General features: G+C 73.6%; 15 protein-coding genes. 9 read left to right on the forward strand and 6 right to left on the reverse strand.

Annotation, left to right across the window (positions count from 1 at the left end; all coding sequences use genetic code 11):
• Positions 1 to 10 precede the first annotated feature (10 nt).
• On the forward strand, positions 11 to 1,195 hold the full coding sequence (locus tag NHL53_RS04360) for a phosphotransferase (protein ID WP_433775520.1): 1,185 nt from the start codon (positions 11 to 13) through the stop codon (positions 1,193 to 1,195).
• A gap of 9 nt (positions 1,196 to 1,204) precedes the next feature.
• On the opposite strand, the gene NHL53_RS04365 is transcribed toward NHL53_RS04360, so the two are convergent.
• Together NHL53_RS04365 and NHL53_RS04370 are read right to left on the reverse strand one after the other, a co-directional pair.
• A complete protein-coding gene (locus tag NHL53_RS04365; RefSeq protein ID WP_433775522.1) occupies positions 1,205 to 4,609 on the reverse strand; it encodes a UvrD-helicase domain-containing protein in 3,405 nt (1,134 codons plus the stop codon).
• Positions 4,606 to 7,818 (reverse strand): ATP-dependent helicase, encoded by a 3,213-nt coding sequence (locus NHL53_RS04370; protein ID WP_433775524.1) that lies wholly within the window; start codon positions 7,816 to 7,818, stop codon positions 4,606 to 4,608. The genes NHL53_RS04365 and NHL53_RS04370 overlap by 4 nt, the downstream gene beginning before the upstream one ends.
• Before the next feature lie 149 nt (positions 7,819 to 7,967).
• Between NHL53_RS04370 and NHL53_RS04375 the strand changes: the two genes are divergently transcribed.
• The gene (locus tag NHL53_RS04375; RefSeq protein ID WP_433775526.1) at positions 7,968 to 8,192 is read left to right on the forward strand and encodes a DUF3107 domain-containing protein; all 225 of its coding nucleotides are present in this window, start codon (positions 7,968 to 7,970) and stop codon (positions 8,190 to 8,192) included.
• A gap of 11 nt (positions 8,193 to 8,203) precedes the next feature.
• Positions 8,204 to 8,488, forward strand: a complete 285-nt coding sequence (locus NHL53_RS04380) for a hypothetical protein (RefSeq protein ID WP_433775527.1) — start codon at positions 8,204 to 8,206, stop codon at positions 8,486 to 8,488.
• Between the two features lie 13 nt (positions 8,489 to 8,501).
• Here NHL53_RS04380 and NHL53_RS04385 read toward each other — a convergent pair whose 3' ends face one another.
• Complete coding sequence (locus NHL53_RS04385) at positions 8,502 to 9,215, reverse strand: ferritin-like fold-containing protein (protein WP_433775529.1); 714 nt, start codon at positions 9,213 to 9,215, stop codon at positions 8,502 to 8,504.
• Between the two features lie 196 nt (positions 9,216 to 9,411).
• On the opposite strand from NHL53_RS04385, the gene NHL53_RS04390 reads away from it, so the two are divergent.
• Positions 9,412 to 10,830 (forward strand): DEAD/DEAH box helicase, encoded by a 1,419-nt coding sequence (locus tag NHL53_RS04390; RefSeq protein ID WP_433775531.1) that lies wholly within the window; start codon positions 9,412 to 9,414, stop codon positions 10,828 to 10,830.
• A 24-nt stretch (positions 10,831 to 10,854) separates the two neighbouring features.
• Here NHL53_RS04390 and NHL53_RS04395 read toward each other — a convergent pair whose 3' ends face one another.
• A complete protein-coding gene (locus NHL53_RS04395) occupies positions 10,855 to 11,709 on the reverse strand; it encodes a PHP domain-containing protein (RefSeq protein ID WP_433775532.1) in 855 nt (284 codons plus the stop codon).
• A 109-nt stretch (positions 11,710 to 11,818) separates the two neighbouring features.
• Here NHL53_RS04395 and NHL53_RS04400 point away from each other — a divergent pair, with 109 nt between their 5' ends.
• Both NHL53_RS04400 and NHL53_RS04405 read left to right on the forward strand, forming a co-directional pair.
• Positions 11,819 to 12,841: an endonuclease/exonuclease/phosphatase family protein gene (locus NHL53_RS04400; RefSeq protein ID WP_433775534.1), complete on the forward strand. Its 1,023-nt coding sequence runs from the start codon at positions 11,819 to 11,821 to the stop codon at positions 12,839 to 12,841.
• A gap of 37 nt (positions 12,842 to 12,878) precedes the next feature.
• Positions 12,879 to 14,288: an aminopeptidase P family protein gene (locus NHL53_RS04405; RefSeq protein WP_433775536.1), complete on the forward strand. Its 1,410-nt coding sequence runs from the start codon at positions 12,879 to 12,881 to the stop codon at positions 14,286 to 14,288.
• Here the strand turns inward: NHL53_RS04405 and NHL53_RS04410 are convergent.
• Entirely contained in the window at positions 14,276 to 14,932 is a 657-nt protein-coding gene (locus tag NHL53_RS04410; RefSeq protein WP_433775539.1) for a general stress protein, read from the reverse strand. The genes NHL53_RS04405 and NHL53_RS04410 overlap by 13 nt on opposite strands.
• Before the next feature lie 98 nt (positions 14,933 to 15,030).
• On the opposite strand from NHL53_RS04410, the gene NHL53_RS04415 reads away from it, so the two are divergent.
• From NHL53_RS04415 to NHL53_RS04425, 3 genes are read left to right on the forward strand one after another with little or no spacing between them, the layout of a single operon-like run.
• The gene (locus NHL53_RS04415; RefSeq protein WP_433775541.1) at positions 15,031 to 16,314 is read left to right on the forward strand and encodes a magnesium transporter MgtE N-terminal domain-containing protein; all 1,284 of its coding nucleotides are present in this window, start codon (positions 15,031 to 15,033) and stop codon (positions 16,312 to 16,314) included.
• Positions 16,314 to 16,838 carry a DUF1003 domain-containing protein gene (locus NHL53_RS04420; protein ID WP_433775543.1) on the forward strand — a complete coding sequence of 175 codons (525 nt, stop codon included), beginning with the start codon at positions 16,314 to 16,316 and terminating at the stop codon, positions 16,836 to 16,838. Before NHL53_RS04415 ends, NHL53_RS04420 begins: the two co-directional genes overlap by 1 nt.
• Positions 16,835 to 17,977, forward strand: coding sequence for an Mrp/NBP35 family ATP-binding protein (locus tag NHL53_RS04425; RefSeq protein ID WP_433775545.1), 1,143 nt, complete (start codon positions 16,835 to 16,837; stop codon positions 17,975 to 17,977). Before NHL53_RS04420 ends, NHL53_RS04425 begins: the two co-directional genes overlap by 4 nt.
• A gap of 18 nt (positions 17,978 to 17,995) precedes the next feature.
• Here NHL53_RS04425 and NHL53_RS04430 read toward each other — a convergent pair whose 3' ends face one another.
• Complete coding sequence (locus tag NHL53_RS04430) at positions 17,996 to 18,382, reverse strand: twin-arginine translocase TatA/TatE family subunit (protein WP_433775548.1); 387 nt, start codon at positions 18,380 to 18,382, stop codon at positions 17,996 to 17,998.
• Positions 18,383 to 18,407 lie beyond the last annotated feature (25 nt).

The following is an 18,407-nucleotide window of genomic DNA, read 5'->3' on the forward strand; positions in this document are numbered from 1 at the left end:
TCTGGTCGGCATGGCACGGTCCCCCTTCACTCTAGCCGCGGCCGCGACAGCCGCCCTCGAGGGCGTCGAGGTGCGGGGCGCTCGGGCGCTCACCGCGGGCGGCGCGGGTCGCTACGACTCGGCCGTCCTGACCCTCGACGACGGGCGAGAGCTCATCGCGCGGGTTCCGGTCGACGAGGACGGGGAGAAGGAGATCGACGCGCTTCTCGTCGCGCTGCGCGCGCTCACCCCCGGCGTCCGCGATCTGCTCGGGCTTCAGGCGCCGGAGGTGCACGGCACGGCGGCCCTCGACGACTCCCGCGTGATCGTGTCGGACTTCCTCCCCGGCTACCTCGTCGACGCGGCGGAGATCCCCCCTGGCCGGGGCGTCGCCCGCGAGATCGGAGAGGCGATCGCGCGGATCCACGCGCTTCCGCCCTCCGTCGTGCGCGGGGCGGGGCTCCCGTCGCGGTCCGCCTCCGACGCGCGCGCCGACCTCGAACGGCTGCTCGATGCGATCGGCCGCAGCGGCCGCGTGCCGGTGCGGCTGATGGTGCGCTGGCGCGAGGCCGCGGAGGACGACCGGCTCTGGTCGTACGAGCCGACCGTGACCCTGGGCGGCGCTCAGGCGACGTCGTTCGTCTTCGTCGACGACGCCTTCGAGGTGCCGCGCGTGCGCGGCGTCCTCGACTGGCAGGGGCTCGCGATCGGGGATCCCGCGATCGATCTGCACTGGACCGCGTCGGCTCCCGACGCGGCGGAGGACGTGCTGGACGCGTACGCCGACGCGTCCGTGCGCGCTCCGGACCCGGCTCTGCGCGTGCGCGCGCGGCTGCATGCCGAGCTGGAGTTCGCCCACTGGCTCGTGCACGGCATCGAGACGCACCGTGCGGACGTCGTGGACGACGCGGCCGAGCTGCTCGACTCGCTGTCGGCGGGTCTCGCCGACGACCTGCTGCTGGCGGATCTCCCCACGGGCGAGCAGGCGGACGTAAGCGAGGCGATCGCGCTGCTCGACCGGCTGCCCCGCACACCCGCGCCCCAGACGGACACCTCCCTCCACACCGACGCGTACGGCCCCGACGAGCTGAGCCTGCACCGCGAGGAGAGCTGGGACGCCGCTCCCCCGCGCCCGGCGCCGGAGGAGGAGCTCACCCAGCCGATCGATCCGATCTCGGACGACGACGCCGAGACCGACCGCATCGATCAGGTCTGATCCGCCCGCTCAGCGCGCCGCGCGCCATCGCTCGACGAGCTCGCTCTCGGTGAGCGGGTGCTCGTCGCGCAGCACGAGGTCGTCGGCGACATAGAACAGTGCCACGTCGATCTCCTCGAGGGGCACGCCGTGGCGGCGGTGGTAGGCGAGCCGGTAGAGGGCCAGCTGCAGCAGCCGGTCCTCCCGCTCGGCGGCCGTGCGCGGGGGGCGGCCCGTCTTCCAGTCGACGATCTCGATGCGTCCTCCCCTGTCGTCGCGCCGGTAGACCGCGTCGAGCTTGCAGATCATGATGTGCGGCTCCGCGCCGTCGAGACCGGGCATCGCGAAGTCGATCTCGGTCTCGACCTCGATCGGCTGCAGACCGGCCCATTCGCTGCGTTCGAAGACGGCGCGCAGGGCGTCGAGCGACTCCTCGTCGTCGGCGGATCGCTCGGATGCCGCGACGTCGAGATCGAACTCGTCGTCGATCTCCCAGAGCGCGTCGTCGGGGGTCGCCGTGCGCCCGACGAGGCCGGATCGCTGCTCGACCCACTGATGGAACAGCGTGCCGAGGCGGGTCTGACGGTAGGGGCGCTCGGGCATGGGGCGCACGAGGTCGGCGGCGGTCTCCTCGAACGCCGTGACGTAGTCCTTGAACTTCGACGCCGGGATGCGGGCGGGGATGCGGATGTCAGCGCCCCGCTCGCGCTCCTCGCGCTCGCGCAGCAGCTGCGCCGCGACGGGGTCGGGGGCGACGCGGGGAGCGCGGCGCACGAGGTCGGCGGCCCGCGTCACCTTCTGTCGGCGCGGGCCGAGGGGGTCGAGCGGCCAGGTGAGCTCTGCGCCCTCCCCCTCGAAGGGGTTGTCGCCCGCCTCGTCCTTCTCAGGGAGCGGGTCGAGGTCGAGAGCGCGCACGATCTCGTCGAGGAACGGGCTCGGCGTGCGGGGCGTCTTCTGCCCCGACCACGTCGATCCCGCGAGGAGCAGGTCGGAGCGCGCGCGGGTCACCGCGACGTAGGCCAGGCGGCGCTCCTCCTCGCCCTGGTGGTCGCGGTTCGCCTGCGCGTACGCGGCGAAGGCCTCCTTGAGCGTCTTGGTCTCCTCGCGGAGGCGCCGGGGGTCGTCGATCGGCCCCGGCGGGAGCCATTCGAAGCGCGGCAGCGCGGGCGCGTCGCCGCGGAACGGGGTGGGGAGGACGCCGAATCCGAAGGATCCGCGGACGCCGTGCGACCTGCCGGGGAGCTCGCCGTCGACCATCCGCACGACGGCGACGGCGTCCCACTCGAGTCCCTTCGACCCGTGGATGGTCAGCAGCTGCACGACGCCCGGCTCGGGAGGCTCCATGCGCGGCGCGAGATCATCGGCCTGCTCGGCGTGGTCGAGCCAGGCGAGGACGCTGCCGATCGTTCCCCGCTCGTCGACGGCGAGGAACGAGCGCACCTCCTCGCCGAACGCGCGCAGCTGCGTGGAGGCGAGGCGCGCGGGGCCTCGGGTCTCGTTCGCGGCGAGCTCGACGTCGAGGCGCAGCTCCGATTCGATGAGCCGCAGGAGGTCGGGAACCGGCTGACCGGCGGAGCGGCGCAGTCGGTCGAACATGTCGGCTGCCTCGCGCAGGCGGGCCCTGCCCTCGGAGGTGAACCCCTGCACGAGGCGGTAGGTGTCGGGTGTCGTGCGCACGAGGTCGAGCGCGTCGACGATCGAGACCTGCTCGTCGATCCCCGCCGACTGGCGGATCCGCTCGCGCACGTCGTCGGGGAGCGGGGCGAGCGCGTCGTCGCGCCGAGACAGCGTGACGGCGAGGTCGTGGAGCGCGCGCATGTCGGCGACGCCCACGGCGAAGCGGGGCCCGACGAGGAGCCGGATGAGCGCCGACCCCTGGGTCGGATCGTGCAGCACGCGCAGCGCGCTGACGACGTCGACCACCTCGGGAGCGGAGAGCAGCCCGCCGAGGCCGAGGATGCGGTGAGGCACGTCGTGTCGCGCGAGCGCCTCGGCGAACAGCCGCATGTGCTTCTTGCCGCGGAAGAGGATCGCGCCCGTGTGCGGGCGCGGGTGCTCTCCCCGCACGTGCTCCGCGCGTCGCGCGGCGAACCAGGACGCGACCTCGTCGGCCTCGTCGTGGATCGTCGCGGGGAAGACGCGCTCGACCCGCCCCTCGCCGGCCTGCGGACGCGGGTCGAGCGTCTTCACGGGCAGCCGTCCGGGCGCGCGGAACGGCGCGAGGAGCGTGTTCGCCGCGTCGAGCACGCGAGCGTCGTTGCGCCAGCTGATCATGAGGTCGAAGCGTCGCGCCTCTCGCTGCCGCGCGAACGCCCCGGAGAAGGCGTGGAGGTTGTCGGCACTCGCGCCGCGCCAGCCGTAGATCGACTGGTGCGGGTCGCCGACCGCCATGACCGCCTGGTCGCGGAAGAGCTCGGCGAGCAGCCGCGTCTGGATGACCGAGGTGTCCTGGTACTCGTCGAGGAGCACGACCCGGTGCTGCTGGCGCAGCTCGGCGCCGACATCCGGCGAGCTCTCGATGATCTCGAGCGCCCCGGAGACCTGATCGGCGAAGTCGAGCGCGCCGACGCGCTGCTTCTCGCGGGAGTAGGAGCGTGCGAGATCCAGCAGCAGCGGGAGGGCCGTGAGGGAGGCGTGCGCCCTCTCCCAGTCGCGCGGGTTCTGCACGCCGGGGTCGAGGAAGGGCGCCAGCTGCTCGGCCTGCCGCGCGGCCCACCGGCGCACCGCTTCGGGGTCGGCCCGGTTGTCGAGCAGCTCGCCCGCGAGGTGCTGCACGGCGTCGACGATCGCCGCGAGGCCGCGGTCGACGTCTTCGAGGCCGACGGCGTCGGAGGCGAGGACCACGCGCCGCGCGAGCAGCCATGCCGCGGACGAGCTGAGCATGCCCGCGTCGGGATCGCGCCCGATGCGCGCCGCGTGCTCGCGCACGATCTGGTCGGCGAAGGCGTTGTAGGTCGACACGCGGGGGCGCGAGAGCAGCGCTTCGGCGGCGGCCGCGGCGTCGGAGCGCCGGCCGGTGCCGTACCGCTCCGCGAGGTCGTCGAGCACCTGCCGGCGCACCACCGCGCGCTGCGCGGGCGACGTCGCCTCGTGGATGCGCGCGAGCGCGCCGCTCGCGACGATCTCGTCGAGGTGCGGCAGGAGGCCCCTGTCGCCGAACTCGTCGATCTGCTCCAGCCGGAGGGCGATGCGCTCGGCGAGCTCGCCCGCGGCCTTGCGGGTGAAGGTGAGGCCGAGGATCTCGTCTCTCGTCACGTGGCCGTTCGCGACGAGCCAGACGACGCGCGCCGACATGGTCTCGGTCTTGCCGCTCCCCGCCCCCGCCACGACGAGCGCGGGTTCGAGGGGCGCCTCGATCACCTCCTTCTGGGCGGGGGTCGGGCGGAACTGGCCGAGGGCATCGGCGATGACGTCGGCGGAGAGAGGGAGGGTCATGCGCTGACGGCTCCGATCGTGTGGATGCGGCAGACGGGCGCCCACTGCTCCGCGGCGCAGTGGGTCTCGACGGGGGCGGAGAAGGTCGCGGCGGACATGCCGCGCGCGGCGTCGGCGACGCGGGCGAGGAACGCCTCGCGCGCGTCGCCCGCGATGACGTGCTGGTGGGCGATGCGGTAGCGGCTCTTGGCGGTCGTCTGCGAGACGACGACCAGACGCGCGCCCGCGCGGCTGCCGGGAGGCGCCCCCGGGACGAGGCCCGACTCGACCGCGAGCTGGTAGGCGAGCAGCTGCGCGTCGTCCTCGACCTTCGCGTCCGTCGTGCGGGCCTCGCTCTTCCCGCTCTTCAGGTCGACGACGATCGACACCTCGTCGCTGTCGTCGGCGGCGGGCCGGATCGCCTCGGATCCGCGGCCGCGCGCCGCGCGGTGGTCGCCCTCTCCGCGGGGATACGCCTCGACGCGGTCGATCGTCCCGGCGACGACCGCGCGCCGCGGCCCGTCGGTCTCGAGCACGACCTCCGGGGTGTCGTCGAGGGTCACGGCGTAGCGGAACGGCGCCTCGGCGGCGACGGCTCGGCCCTGCTCGGCGCGGACGTTCGCCAGGTAGGCGTCGAGGCGCGCGACGTATTCGTCGGCACGTCGGCGTTCGCGGCGCGCGACCCACGGCGTCTCGAAGTCGAGCTCCGACCAGCGCTCGTCGATCACCGCCCGCATCGCATCGACGCCGCCCTCCGGCACCCGCTCGAGCGCGGCGTGCACGAGCGTGCCGAGACCCGCGCTCGGCGACGTGACCGTGTCGCCCCCCAGGGAGCGGATCGCCCAGGACAGCGCGCACTCCTCGAACTCGCCGATGCGCGACGGCGAGACCCGCACCGCGCCTGCGTCGAGATCCCGCATCGGGGCCGTGGTGGACGCCGGCCGCACGCCGTACCACTCATCGGGGTCGGCGCCGGGGACGCCCGCGTCGGCGAGGGCGCGCAGCTGCGCCGCCGCGTGGACGAGGGCCTCCTCGTCATCGGACGTCGTGAGCGTGCGACGGTGGTGCGCGACGAGCCCCCGCAGCGTCAGCGGGTGGGCCGCGCGCTGATCCGGCGCCACAGGATCGGGCAGGGAGCGCAGGAGCGGGCTGGGGATGTGATCGTCGTCGTCGACCGCGGTGACGAGGAGGTGCGTGCGGGCGCGCGAGAGCGCGCGCACGAAGAGGCGCATCTCGTCTCCCAGCACCTCGCGACGGCGGTCGAGCAGGCCGACGTCGAGGGGCTCCGCGCCGCTGCGGCGCGCGGAGAGGGCGTCGGCGAAGCGCCAGGTGCCCAGCAGCCCGCCGCGCAGCCGCGTGTTCGGCCACACGCCGTCCTGGAGCCCGGCGATGACGACCGCGTCGAACTCGGTCGAGAGGGCGCTCACCGGCGTGAGGAGCGAGACCGTGCCGCCCTGCTCGGGCGACAGGAGGGTGTCCTCGGGGACGTCGCTGTCGAGGATCTCTCGGATGAACGGCCCCGGCCCCTCCTCGGGGCTGCGCTCGATGCGGCGCTTCGCGGCGGCGAAGAGCGACACGAGGCCGTCGAGGGCGCGGGACGTCTCCGCGGCGCGCGGCCCGGATGCCGTCGCGAGGCGCCGCCACTCCCCCGACAGGCGACGCCCGTCGACGGTGCGCGCGCGATCCCACACCTCCCAGAGGAGCTCGTGGACCGTCGCCCCGCGGCGGCCCGCCTCGTGCACCGCGCGCAGCGTCTCCGCGAACCGCGCGGCGGCGCGCCCTTCCGGCGTGTCGACGACGGCGAGCGCGGCGGGCGCCGCGAGGGCCTCGAGCACGAGCTCGCGGGCCGGGCGCGCGCCCCCGGCCCCGAGCTCGGCGTGGCGCAGGGACGAGCGCAGGCGCCGCAGGGCGACGCCGTCGAACCCGCCGTAGGGCGAGCGCAGCGCGGAGATCAGCGCGTCGTGCGGACGGTCGGCGGGATCGGCGAGCGCGAGCTCGACGATCTCGACGATCTGGCGGACCGCCTGCTCGGCGCCGAGCGGCCGGGACACTCCCGCGGCCCGCGTCGGCACCTCCCTGGCCGCCAGCTCGGACTCCAGCGCCACGAGCTGGCGAGTGTCGTGCGCGATGACGGCCATGCGATCCCACCGCACGCCGTCGGACAGGTGCCACTCGCGCAGACGGCGGGCGATGGCGTCGGCCTCGTCGAACGGAGACGCCGCGCGGATCACGGAGACGGCGTCGCCGAGCTCGGGCTGCGGGCCCGGAGCCTGCCGGTGGTCGACCCGTCCCGCCGCGCCGATGGTCTCGGTGATGCGCCGGGTGAGCCAGGCGATCGGCTCCGTCGCGCGGTGCTGGCCCGCGAGCACGTGGACGTCGCCCAGCCGCTGGGACAGCCCCGAGAAGAGATCGGGGGTGACGCCGCGGAACGCTCCCGACGCGATGTCGGGGTCGCCGAAGGCGAGCACCGCCGTGCCGCGGTCGCGCAGAGCGGCGACGAGATCGACCCCGCCCCGCGTGAGCTCCTGCGCGTCGTCGATGAGCACGACGCGCAGCCGGTCGATCTCGGCGCAGGGCTCGTCCGAACGGGCGATGCGGGTGGCCTCCTCGAGGAGCTCCGCCGCGTCGCGAGCGGCGGTGCGCATGCCGGCGAGCGCCCGCGCGTAGTCGGCGAGCAGCTCGCCCGCGGCCGCCCACGCCTCGTCTCCGAGGAGGCGCATCTCATCGCGGGACGCGTCGAGCTCGATGCCCGCGTCGAGCAGCACCCGCAGCTCGCTGCGGAAGTCGCGCGAGCGCCGCACCGCCAGCGGAAGCCCCTCGGGCCAGGAGATGCGCTCGTCGACGGCGTCGCCCTCGATCAGCTGCGCGAGGATGCGGTCCTGCTCGGCGCCCGTGAGCAGCTGAGGAGCCGGCTCGCCGCGGGACGCCGCCGCGGCGCGGACGATGCCGAACGCCAGCGAGCCGACCGAGCGCGCGAGGGGCCCCGGCGTCGCCCGCGGGGTGCGCCCGCCGATGCGATCGCGCAGCCGCGTCGCGGACGCGCGCGACGGCGTGAGGACGAGGAGCTCGTCGGGCTCGAGCCGCCCCGTCTCCGGGGCGATGAGCCGCACGACCCGCTCCACGATCGTCGCGGTCTTCCCCGAGCCGGGGGCGCCGAGAACCGTTCCGGCGGCGTCGGCCGGCAGATCGAGCACCTCGTTCTGCGTGCGATCCCATTCCACGTGTGGCATGCGCTCCACGCTAGCGAGGGGGTCCGACATCCCTGCGCACCGCGGCGCGTTCGCCGTCAGCGTGCGGGCGGGCCGCCGTCTTCCTCAGGCGATAGAGTGGATCCGGGCGGCCCGACGGCCGCCGCAGGCGCGACGAAAGGGCGTAACCCGTGGAGATCCGCATCGGTATGACGAACACCGGCCGCGAGCTCAGCTTCGAGATCGAGGAATCGGCGGAGGCCGTGTCCGGCCGGGTCGCGGATGCTCTCGACGGCAAGGCGTCGCACGTCGCGTTCACCGATGCGAAGGGCCGCACCTATCTCGTGTCGGCGTCCGACCTCGCGTACGTCGAGATCGGCACCGACCAGACGCGCCGCGTCGGCTTCGTCGCCTGAGCGAGGCGGCCGTGTACATCCTGCTGGCCCTCATCGCGGCCGCGGCGCTCGGCGTGGGCGCGCACTTCCTCCTGCCGTCGCGCGACCTCCGCGGGTCGACCGTGACGCCCGCGATCGCGGTCGGCGTCGCGGCGGCCGTCTACGCGATCCTCACCTGGATCCTCGGCGAGGCGAGCGTGTGGACCTGGGTCCTGTCGATCGTGCTGCCGATCGTCGCCGCGGTGATCGCGACGCTCGCGCTCACCGCCCGCCGCACGCGCTCCGACGCCGCGCTGCGCGAGGAGCTCGGCATCTGACCGACCCCGCCGGTCAGGCCGAGAGCCCCAGGGAGTCCATCCGCCGGGTGTGCGACGCGACGAGCGCCGTGTAGACGGGCTCGATCTTCTCCTCGCGCGCCCTGTCGTCGATCGTCGCGCTCAGCGCCGCGCGGGCGACGAGCAGCGTGTCGCCGACGAGGCGCCTGGCCCACATCGACAGCAGTCCGCGCATCTCCTCGTCGCCCCCGGCGGTCTCGCGGATGAGCGAGGCGATCTGCTGGCGATCGTCTCCCCCGCTCAGCACCTTCGCCGCGCGGCGCCCCACCTCGCCGTACCCGGAGGCGAGCGCGAGGTAGAAGTCGTCGAGGATCCCCGCCGTGATGATCACGGTGAGCATCGTCTCCCGCGGCCGGGTGCCGAGGGTCTTGCGGCGGAACGCGTCGAGCTCCGTCTGGAAGGGGCGCATCAGGTCGTTCGGGTCGTCGCCGCGATCGCGGATGATGTCGACGATGCCCCGATGCTTCCGCAGGGCGGCGCCCGCGGCGAGCGACAGCGCCTCCTTCTCCGAGAGGTCGGGTGTGCGCCGGATGAGGCGCGTGAGCGTCTCGAAGAAGCCGATCTGCAGATAGGCGGCCTGCCCGAGGAACACGTCGACGTCGGGGGCGAGCTCCGAGAAGTCGACGCGGAGGGCGTCGCCGCGCTCCCCTCGCGCCCTCAGACGGAGGATCCGCACGGGCCGGCGTCGCTTCCAGAACCAGTTCACCACGTGCGAGATCCTAGCCCGCGTCCCGAGCGGCTCCGCCGCGCCTGGCCGGGGTCGGCGCCTCCGCACGGGTAGGGTGGTCTCAGCCCCGGCACCGGATCGGGGCCCCGCGCCTGCGGCTGATGTGAGGGCGTGGACACTCTCAGCGGCGGCCGCCGCGCGTTCTCGCGCCGCACCGTCGGGACAGGCAGCATCTCCGATGACCACATTCGCTGAACTCGGCGTCGACCAGGACATGGTCGACGTCCTCGCGCAGAAGGGGATCGTCGACGCGTTCCCCATCCAGGAGCAGACGATCCCGATCTCCCTGCCCGGCCAGGACGTGATCGGCCAGGCGAAGACCGGGACGGGCAAGACGTTCGGCTTCGGGATCCCCGTCGTGCAGCGGCTGGGCGAGGATCCGGAGCCCGGCGTGAAGGCCCTCATCGTCGTGCCGACCCGCGAGCTCGCGACGCAGGTGTACGAGGACATGGATCTGCTGACGAGGGGCCGCTCGACGCACGTGGTCGCGATCTACGGCGGCAAGGCCTACGAGGGGCAGATCGAGCAGCTCCAGGCCGGCGCGCAGATCGTCGTCGGCACCCCCGGCCGCCTCATCGACCTCGCGAACCAGCGCCTGCTCGACCTGTCGAACGCGACGGAGGTCGTGCTCGACGAGGCCGACAAGATGCTCGACCTCGGCTTCCTCGCCGACATCGAGAAGATCTTCCAGAAGGTCGCCCCGCAGCGCCACACGCAGCTGTTCAGCGCGACCATGCCCGGCCCGATCGTCGCCCTCGCGCGGCGGTTCATGTCGAACCCCATCCACATCCGCGCCTCCGACCCCGACGAGGGCCTCACCCAGGCGAACATCCGCCACATCGTCTACCGCGCCCACCAGCTCGACAAGGACGAGATCATCGGCCGGATCCTGCAGGCGGAGGGCCGCGGGAAGACCGTGATCTTCACCCGCACGAAGCGCCAGGCGCAGCGGCTCGTCGACGAGCTGACCGACCGCGGCTTCAGCGTCGGCGGCGTGCACGGCGACATGGGCCAGGAGCAGCGCGAGCGCTCGATGGCCGCCTTCAAGGCGGGCAAGCGCGACGTGCTCGTCGCGACGGACGTCGCGGCGCGCGGCATCGACGTCGACGACGTCACCCACGTGATCAACCACACGATCCCCGACGACGAGAAGACGTACCTGCACCGCGCGGGCCGCACGGGCCGCGCCGGTCGCGAGGGCATCGCCGTGACGTTCGTCGACTGGGGCGACCTGCACAAGTGGGCCCTCATCAACCGGGCGCTCGACTTCGGCCAGCCCGAGCCCGTCGAGACGTACTCGACGAGCCCGCACCTCTTCTCGGACCTCGACATCGCCGAGGGCACGAAGGGCCGGATCGCGAAGGCCCCGACGAAGAGCGAGGCGAAGGAGTCCTCCGGCGAGGGCTCCGGTCGCTCGCGGCGCCGTCGCCGTCCCTCCGACGGAGGCGAGGGCGGACGCTCCGAGGAGACCGCGGGCAAGCCCGCCGAGGGCACCCACGACGGCACCGGCAAGGAGCACCACGACGGCAAGCCGGCCGCCGCGCGGCGCAGGCGGCGCCGTCGCCGCGCCTCCGGGCAGACCGCGCAGGGAGCCTGAGCAGCCGAGGAAGCGCCCCCGTCGTCAGCCGACGACCGGGGCGCTTCCTCGTGCGGCGGAGACGATGCGGGCGACCATCTCGGGCGCGGTCGTGTTCTCCCCGATGCGGTTGGGCTTGCCCGAGCCGTGGTAGTCGCTGGATCCCGTCACGATGAGATCGCGCCGCGCGACGACGCGAGCCAGGTGCCGCACGCCGCGCTCGTCGTTCTCGCGGTGGGCGAGCTCGAAGCCGCCGAGGCCCGCGTCGACGAGGCGGGCGATCTCCGAGTCGGGCATCATCCCCCTGCCCGCGGGGTGGGCGATGACCGAGACGCCGCCCGCTCCGCCGATCGCGCGGACGACCTCCTCGGGCTCCGGGGCGTAGTGCGGCACGTAGTATCCGCCCGCGGGGTGCAGGATCGAGGCGAACGCCTCCTCGCGGTCGCGGACGGTCCCGCGGGCGATGAGCGCGTCGGCGATGTGCGGACGCCCGATCGTCGCGTCGCCCGCGCGCTGCGCGAGGACGTCATCCCAGGTGAGCGGATAGTCCCTGCCGATGTTGCGGACGAGCCGCTCCGCCCGCCCGATGCGGTCTTCGCGGACGCGGTTCATGAGACGCAGGAGCACCTTGTCAGCCGGATCGAACAGGTACGCGAGCACGTGCACGCTGCGTCCCGCGTGCTTCGCCGACACCTCCGCGCCCGGCAGGAGCGTCAGCCCCGTCTCGCGCGCCGCGGCCGCGGCCTCGGCCCAGCCGTCGGTCGTGTCGTGGTCCGTCAGCGCGATGACCCCGACGCCCGCGCGGTGCGCGGCGCGCACGACCTCGCCTGGCGGCTCCGTGCCGTCCGAGCAGGACGAGTGGAGGTGCAGGTCGGCTCTCTCGCGCGGGATCTCGGTCACACCGCGATCCTACGGGCGCCTTCCCGCTTGCTGGGAGATCGCCCCCGATGCGCTCCGCGTCGGCGCGATGCCGGAGTGATTCCCAGACACCGTCCGTACTCTCGGCCTCGTGCTGAGGTGGATCGGAGTCGTCGTCACCGTGCTGTTCGCGTGCGCGACGGCGGTGGTCACCTGGCCGCACTTCTTCCGTCTCGAGCAGACCCTCGGCCTCGCCCACCTCGTCGCGATGCGCGGCATCGTCGTCGTCGCCTTCGCCGCCCTGTTCGTCCTCTTCCTCCTCCTCTCCGCCGCCCGGCCGATCCGCGGCTTCGCCCTCTCGATGGCGATCGTCTCCGCTCTCGGCGCGGTGTGCGGCGGGGTCACGCTCGGCCTGCGGGGCCTCGGATCCGACGACCTGCCAGACAAGATCGACGGCAGCGTGCGCGTCATGACCTGGAACACCCTGGGCAACGCGGCGGGGTCGGAGACGATCGCGGAGACGGCCGTGGCGATGGAGGCCGACATCATCGCGCTCCCGGAGACCGCGGAGGGCGTCGGCGAGGAGGTCGCGGTCATCATGCGCGATCTCGGCCGCCCGATGTGGGTGCACAACGAGCACTACAACTCCGACGTCGAGCGCGGGCCGCAGGCCTGGCAGACGACCCTGCTGATCTCGCCGGAGCTCGGCGACTACGCCGTCATCGACGCCTCGGGCGACGGCACGCTCCGCCTCCCGTCCGCCGTCGCGATGCCCGTCGACGGAGACGGCCCGATCGTCATCGCGGCGCACGCCGTCGCTCCCCTGCCGAAGTACCTGGACGACTGGCGCTACGACCTGCGCTGGCTCGCCGACCAGTGCGTCGACGGTGATGTGATCCTCGCGGGCGATCTCAACGCCACGGTCGACCATCTGGGGGGCCTCGCGGCCAGCGAGGACACCGATCTCGGCTGGTGCCGCGACGCGGCCCTCGAGACCGGCAACGGGGGCGTCGGGACCTGGCCGACCTCGCTCCCCTCCCTCTTCGGCTCGCCGATCGACCACGTCATGCACTCCGACGCCTGGCGGGCGACCGGATCCGTCGTGCTCACGAACCTCGACGACGCGGGCAGCGACCACCGCCCCCTCGTGGTGCAGCTCGAGCGCAGCGAGTAGCGCTCCCCTCCCGTCCCGTCGGTGAGAGACTGGGGACATGACGGCTGAACCCACGCAGACCCAGGAGGCGGCCGAGAAGGCCGCCGACTCGAACACCAACCGACGCCAGCCCTTCCCTCAGGGGTTCCTCGACACGATCTCCACGGGGTGGGCCGACCGTCCCGACACGCTGCCCGCGGCCCGCGAGCAGGCGCCCTTCACCGCGCGGCGCCGCGCGGCCGTCAGCGCCGCCTTCGCCGGCAGGCGTCTCGTCGTCCCCGCCGGCGGGTTCAAGCAGCGCAGCAACGACACCGACTATCCGTTCCGCCCGCACTCGGCCTTCGCGCACCTCACGGGGTGGGCCTCCGACGCGGTCGCCGACTCGCTGCTCGTGTTCGACCCGACGGACGACGGACACGACGTCACGCTCTACCTGCGCGATCGCGCCACGCGCGAGACCGAGGAGTTCTACCGCGACGCGACGATCGGCGAGTTCTGGGTGGGGCCGCGTCCCTCCCTCGCCGCCGTCGCCGCCGACCTCGGCGTCGCGACGGAGCACCTCGAGCGGTTCGAGGCGGGTGAGGACGACCTGGTCGTCGAGGAGGACGACGAGCTGACGACCTTCGTCTCGGAGCTGCGGCTCATCAAGGACGACTACGAGATCGCCCAGATGCAGCTGGCGGTCGACACGACGGCCCGCGGGTTCGACGACATCGTCCGCGAGCTCCCCCGGATCATCGACCACCCGCGCGGCGAGCGCGTCATCGAGGGCGTGTTCCACCTGCGCGCGCGCAGCGACGGCAACTGGGAGGGCTACGACACGATCGCCGCCGCCGGCCCGCACGCCTGCTACCTCCACTGGACCCGCAACGACGGCGCGGTGCGCCCGGGCGACCTGGTCCTCATCGACGCGGGCGTCGAGGTCGACAGCCTCTACACGGCCGACATCACCCGCACCCTCCCCGTCAGCGGCACGTTCACGCCGATCCAGCGGCGCATCTACGAGACCGTGCGGGAGGCGGCAGACGCCGCCTTCGAGAACGCGCGCCCCGGCATGTCGTTCCGCGAGCTGCACGACACCGCGATGCGGGTGATCGCGGAGCGCACGGCCGAGTGGGGCCTCCTCCCCGTGACGCCCGAGGAGGCGCTCGACGCCGACCGGGGCGGCCACCAGCGCCGCTACATGGTGCACGGCACGAGCCACCACCTCGGCCTCGACGTGCACGACTGCGCGCAGGCCCGCCGGGAGATGTACTACGAGGGCCTCGTCGAGCCCGGCATGGTGTTCACGATCGAGCCCGGCCTGTACTTCCAGGAGGACGATCTCACGGTTCCCGAGGAGTACCGCGGCATCGGCGTGCGCATCGAGGACGACATCCTCATGACCGCCGACGGCCCGGTGAGCCTCTCGGCGGGCATCCCCCGCACGGCCGACGAGATCGAGGCCTGGATCGCTCAGTCGCGCTGACCGCTCGGGTCCGGCCCCTCCGGAGGCTCCTCCCCCACGTCCTGCGGGGTGGGCGCCTCGGGCGGGGCCGGAGGCGTCTCCGGCTCGTCCGCGCGAGGCTCGGGCGCGCGACCGGGAGAGACGCGGATGCCGTACCTCGGCGGCTCGGTCGGCCGGGGAGCCGCGACGGTTGTGCGCGGTCGCGTCGTTCCCAGGGCGGCGCGCGCCTCGGCGACGTGCGCGCGCTCGACCGCGACCTCGTACCGCTCCGCGGTCACGGACATGACGCTCGCGAAGTCGCGGCGCCGGCGGATCATCGCGTACGTGACGACGCGCATGAGCATGCCGAACGAGACGCCGATGAGGATCGCGCCGCCGAGCACCGCCATCCCCGCGCCCGGCGCCCAGATGACCGCGACCGCGGCGAAGAGCAGGCCGATGAGCACGCCGTTCAGCGCGCCCTGCCAGGCCGCCTGCGCCCAGCCGAGACGCCCCGTGACCTTCTCGACGGAGCGGAGGCCGGAGCCGACGATCGCGATGTCGCGCGCGGGCACGCCCTTCTCGATCAGCGTCGAGACGGCCTTCTGCGCCCCCTCGTACGTCGTGTAGGTGGCGACCGTCTCGCCCACCTGGGGTGCGGGGGCCAGACCGTTCATCATGCTCATGGCCCGATTCTCCCACGCGACGGGCGGCGCCTCCTCTGCTCCGGCTATGCGCCGTCTGTGAGCCGCCGCTCCCCCGCATCGGGGCCTAGGCTGGACGGGTGAGCACGCAGAGGGTTTTCGTCGGGCGCCTGGCAGGCTGCCCCGTGTTCGACCCCGCCGGAGACCGGCTGGGCAAGGTCCGCGACGTCGTCGTGGTGTATCGCAGCTCGGGAGCGCCGCGCGTCATCGGCCTCGTCCTCGAGATCCCCGGACGCCGACAGGTCTTCGTGTCGATCGGGCGCGTCACCTCGATCGCCCAGGGTCAGGTGATCACGACGGGCCTCATCAACGTGCGGAGGTTCCAGCCCCGAGCCGACGAGCGCCGGATCATCGCCGAGGTCCTCGGTCGCCGCGTGCAGCTGCGCGACGGCAGCGGCGAGGCGACCATCGAGGACGTGGGGATCGAGCCGAACAGGATCGGCGAGTGGTCGATCACGCAGCTCTTCCTGCGCCGTCCCCGTCAGGGCGCGTCGCCCTTCTCGAAGGGGCCGACGACGTTCGCGAGCTGGGCGCAGGTGCGCGAGGAGCAGCGGCCGGGCGAGGCGCATTCGGCCGAGCAGCTCGCCCAGACCTACGCCGAGCTCAAGCCCGCCGACCTCGCGAACGCGATGCTCGACCTGCCCCCGGAGCGGATGATCGAGGTCGTGTCGGAGCTCGGCGACGAGCGTCTCGCCGATGCGCTGGAGGAGATGCCCGAGGAGCAGCAGGTCGTGATCCTCGAGGCGATCGGCGACGAGCGCGCCGCGGACGTGCTCGACGCGATGGATCCGGACGACGCGGCCGACGTGCTCGCCGAGCTCAGCGACGAGCGCAGCGAGGAGCTGCTGCGCATGATGGAGCCGGACGAGGCCGACGACGTGCGCCTCATCCTGCGCTACGGCCCGGAGACGGCGGGCGGCCTCATGACGACCGAGCCGATCATCCTCCCCGCCGACGCGACGATCGCCGAGGCGCTCGCCCTGATCCGCCGTCACGAGCTGCATCCCGCCCTCGCGGCGAGCGTCTTCATCACGCTGCCGCCCTACGAGACCCCCACGGGCCGCTATCTCGGCGCGGTGCACTTCCAGCGCATGCTGCGCTATCCGCCGCACGAGCGCGTCGGGGCGATCCTCGACGACTCCCTCGAGCCCGTGCAGGCGACTTCTCCCGCCGCGGAGGTCGCCCGCCGCATCGCGACCTACGACCTCGTGGCGATGCCGGTCGTCGACACGGCGCACCGCCTGCTCGGCGCCGTCACGGTCGACGACATCCTCGACTTCCTGCTGCCTGACGACTGGCGTTCGCACGACGAGGACGATCCGCTGCCGCCGATGACCGGCGCGATCCCGACGGCGGCCGGCTGATGGCGCGCCCGCAGCCCCGCCGGTTCCTCCGGGGACGCCGGCCCAGCCTCGGCGCCGAGTCGCAGCCCGCGAGCGACCGGTTCGGCCGGTTCACGGAGTGGATCGCCCGCGCCATGGGGACCCCCGCGTTCCTCGCGCTCCTGACCCTGTTCTGCGCGATGTGGATGGCGTGGAACACCCTCGCGCCCCTGGAGCGGCGCTTCGACTCCGCGGCGATCGGGTTCACCGCCCTCACGCTCATCCTGTCGCTGCAGGCCTCCTACGCCGCCCCGCTGATCCTCCTCGCGCAGAACCGGCAGGACGACCGCGACCGGGTCGCGCTCGAACAGGATCGTCAGCGCGCCGAGCGCAACCTCGCCGACACCGAGTACCTCGCGCGGGAGATCGTCGCGCTGCGCATGACCGTGCAGGAGCTCGAGCAGCGCGTCGCCACGCGCGACGTCATCCGCCAGGAGCTCGCGGAGCTGCTGCGCGAGCTCGACGAGCGGGGAAGAGACGAGGACCGCGCGGAGGAGACGCGATGACCTCTCCCCTCGCCGAGCGCGTCAGGGACGCAGTCGGGCGCGTGACCGACCCCGAGCTGCGGCGCCCGCTGTCCGAGCTCGACATGGTCCGCGGCGTGGCCGCGGACGGCGAGGACGTGACCGTCGAGATCGCGCTGACGATCTCCGGATGCCCCGCCGCCGACCGGATCGAGAGCGACGTGCGCGAGGCCGCGGAGCGGGTCGCGGGTGCCGGGCGCGTCACGGTGGAGGTCGGCGTGATGACGCCCGAGCAGCGCCGGGCGCTCACCGAGCGCCTGCGCGGCCCGCGGAGGCGGAACCCGTTCGACGCCGACTCCCTCACCCGCGTCATCGCGGTCACGAGTGGCAAGGGAGGCGTCGGCAAGTCGACCGTCACGGCCAACCTGGCCGTCGCCCTCGCGGCGCGCGGGCTGAAGGTGGGGCTCATCGACGCCGACGTGCACGGGTTCTCGATCCCGCAGCTCATGGGCCTCGTCCGGCACGGCGAGCCGCCCGCGCCGACGCAGGTGGGAGATCTCATCCTGCCGCCTGTCGCCCACGACGTGAAGGTCATCTCGATCGGCATGTTCCTGCGGCAGTCCGACGGCTCCTCCCCCGGCGCCGTCATGTGGCGCGGCCCGATGCTGCACCGCACGCTGCAGCAGTTCCTCACCGACGTCTTCTTCGGCGACCTGGACGTGCTGCTGCTCGACATGCCCCCCGGCACCGGGGACATCGCCATCTCCGCCGGCCAGCTGCTGCCGGGAGCGGAGGTGCTCGTCGTGACCACCCCGCAGGCGGCGGCCGGCGACGTGGCGATCCGATCGGGCGTGCTCGCCCGCCAGGTGGGGCAGCGCGTGCTCGGCGTCGTCGAGAACATGTCCGCGATGACGCTGCCGGACGGCACGCGCCTCGACCTGTTCGGCGAGGGCGGAGGCGCCGAGGTCGCCGCCGCGCTCTCCGAAGGCGGCGACGACGTGCCGCTGCTCGCCTCGATCCCGCTGAGCCCCTCGCTCCGCGCGGACGGCGATGCGGGCGACCCCGTCGTGCTCTCCCGCCCCGAGGATCCGAGCGCGCGGGAGATCGAGCGCCTCGCCGACCGGATCGCCTCCGGAGGGCGGGGCCTCACCGGTCGGCGCCTGCCGTTCCAGCCGACCTGAGCCCGGAGCCGGCTCGGATCAGGTCGCCTCGTCGTCGAAGGGGGGCGGCTCCTCCGAGGAGAAGGCCCGCGGGACGAGCGGAGCGGTGCGCGGCCGGGGGACGGCCGTTGCGGCCGCCGCGCCGGAGGCCGTCGGCGACGGGGGCGCGTCGTCCTCGAGGAGCGCGTCGCGGATGATGCGCCGCGGGTCGTACTGGCGGGGGTCGAGCTTCTGCCAGTCCACCTCCGAGAACTCGTCGCCCATCTCCTCCTCGACGCGGGTGCGGGCGGAGCGCACGTACTCGCGCACCTGCTTCGTGCCGCGCGCGAGCGACTGGGCGAACTTCGGGAGGCGCTCGGGGCCGACCACGATCGCGGCGATCACGGCGATGAGGAGAATCTGGTCGATCGAGACCCCGCTGAACATGCCTCTCAGGATAGTCTCCCCTCCC

Origin of the sequence: Microbacterium sp. gxy059, from assembly GCF_050958665.1 — a bacterium.
GTDB lineage: Bacteria > Actinomycetota > Actinomycetes > Actinomycetales > Microbacteriaceae > Microbacterium.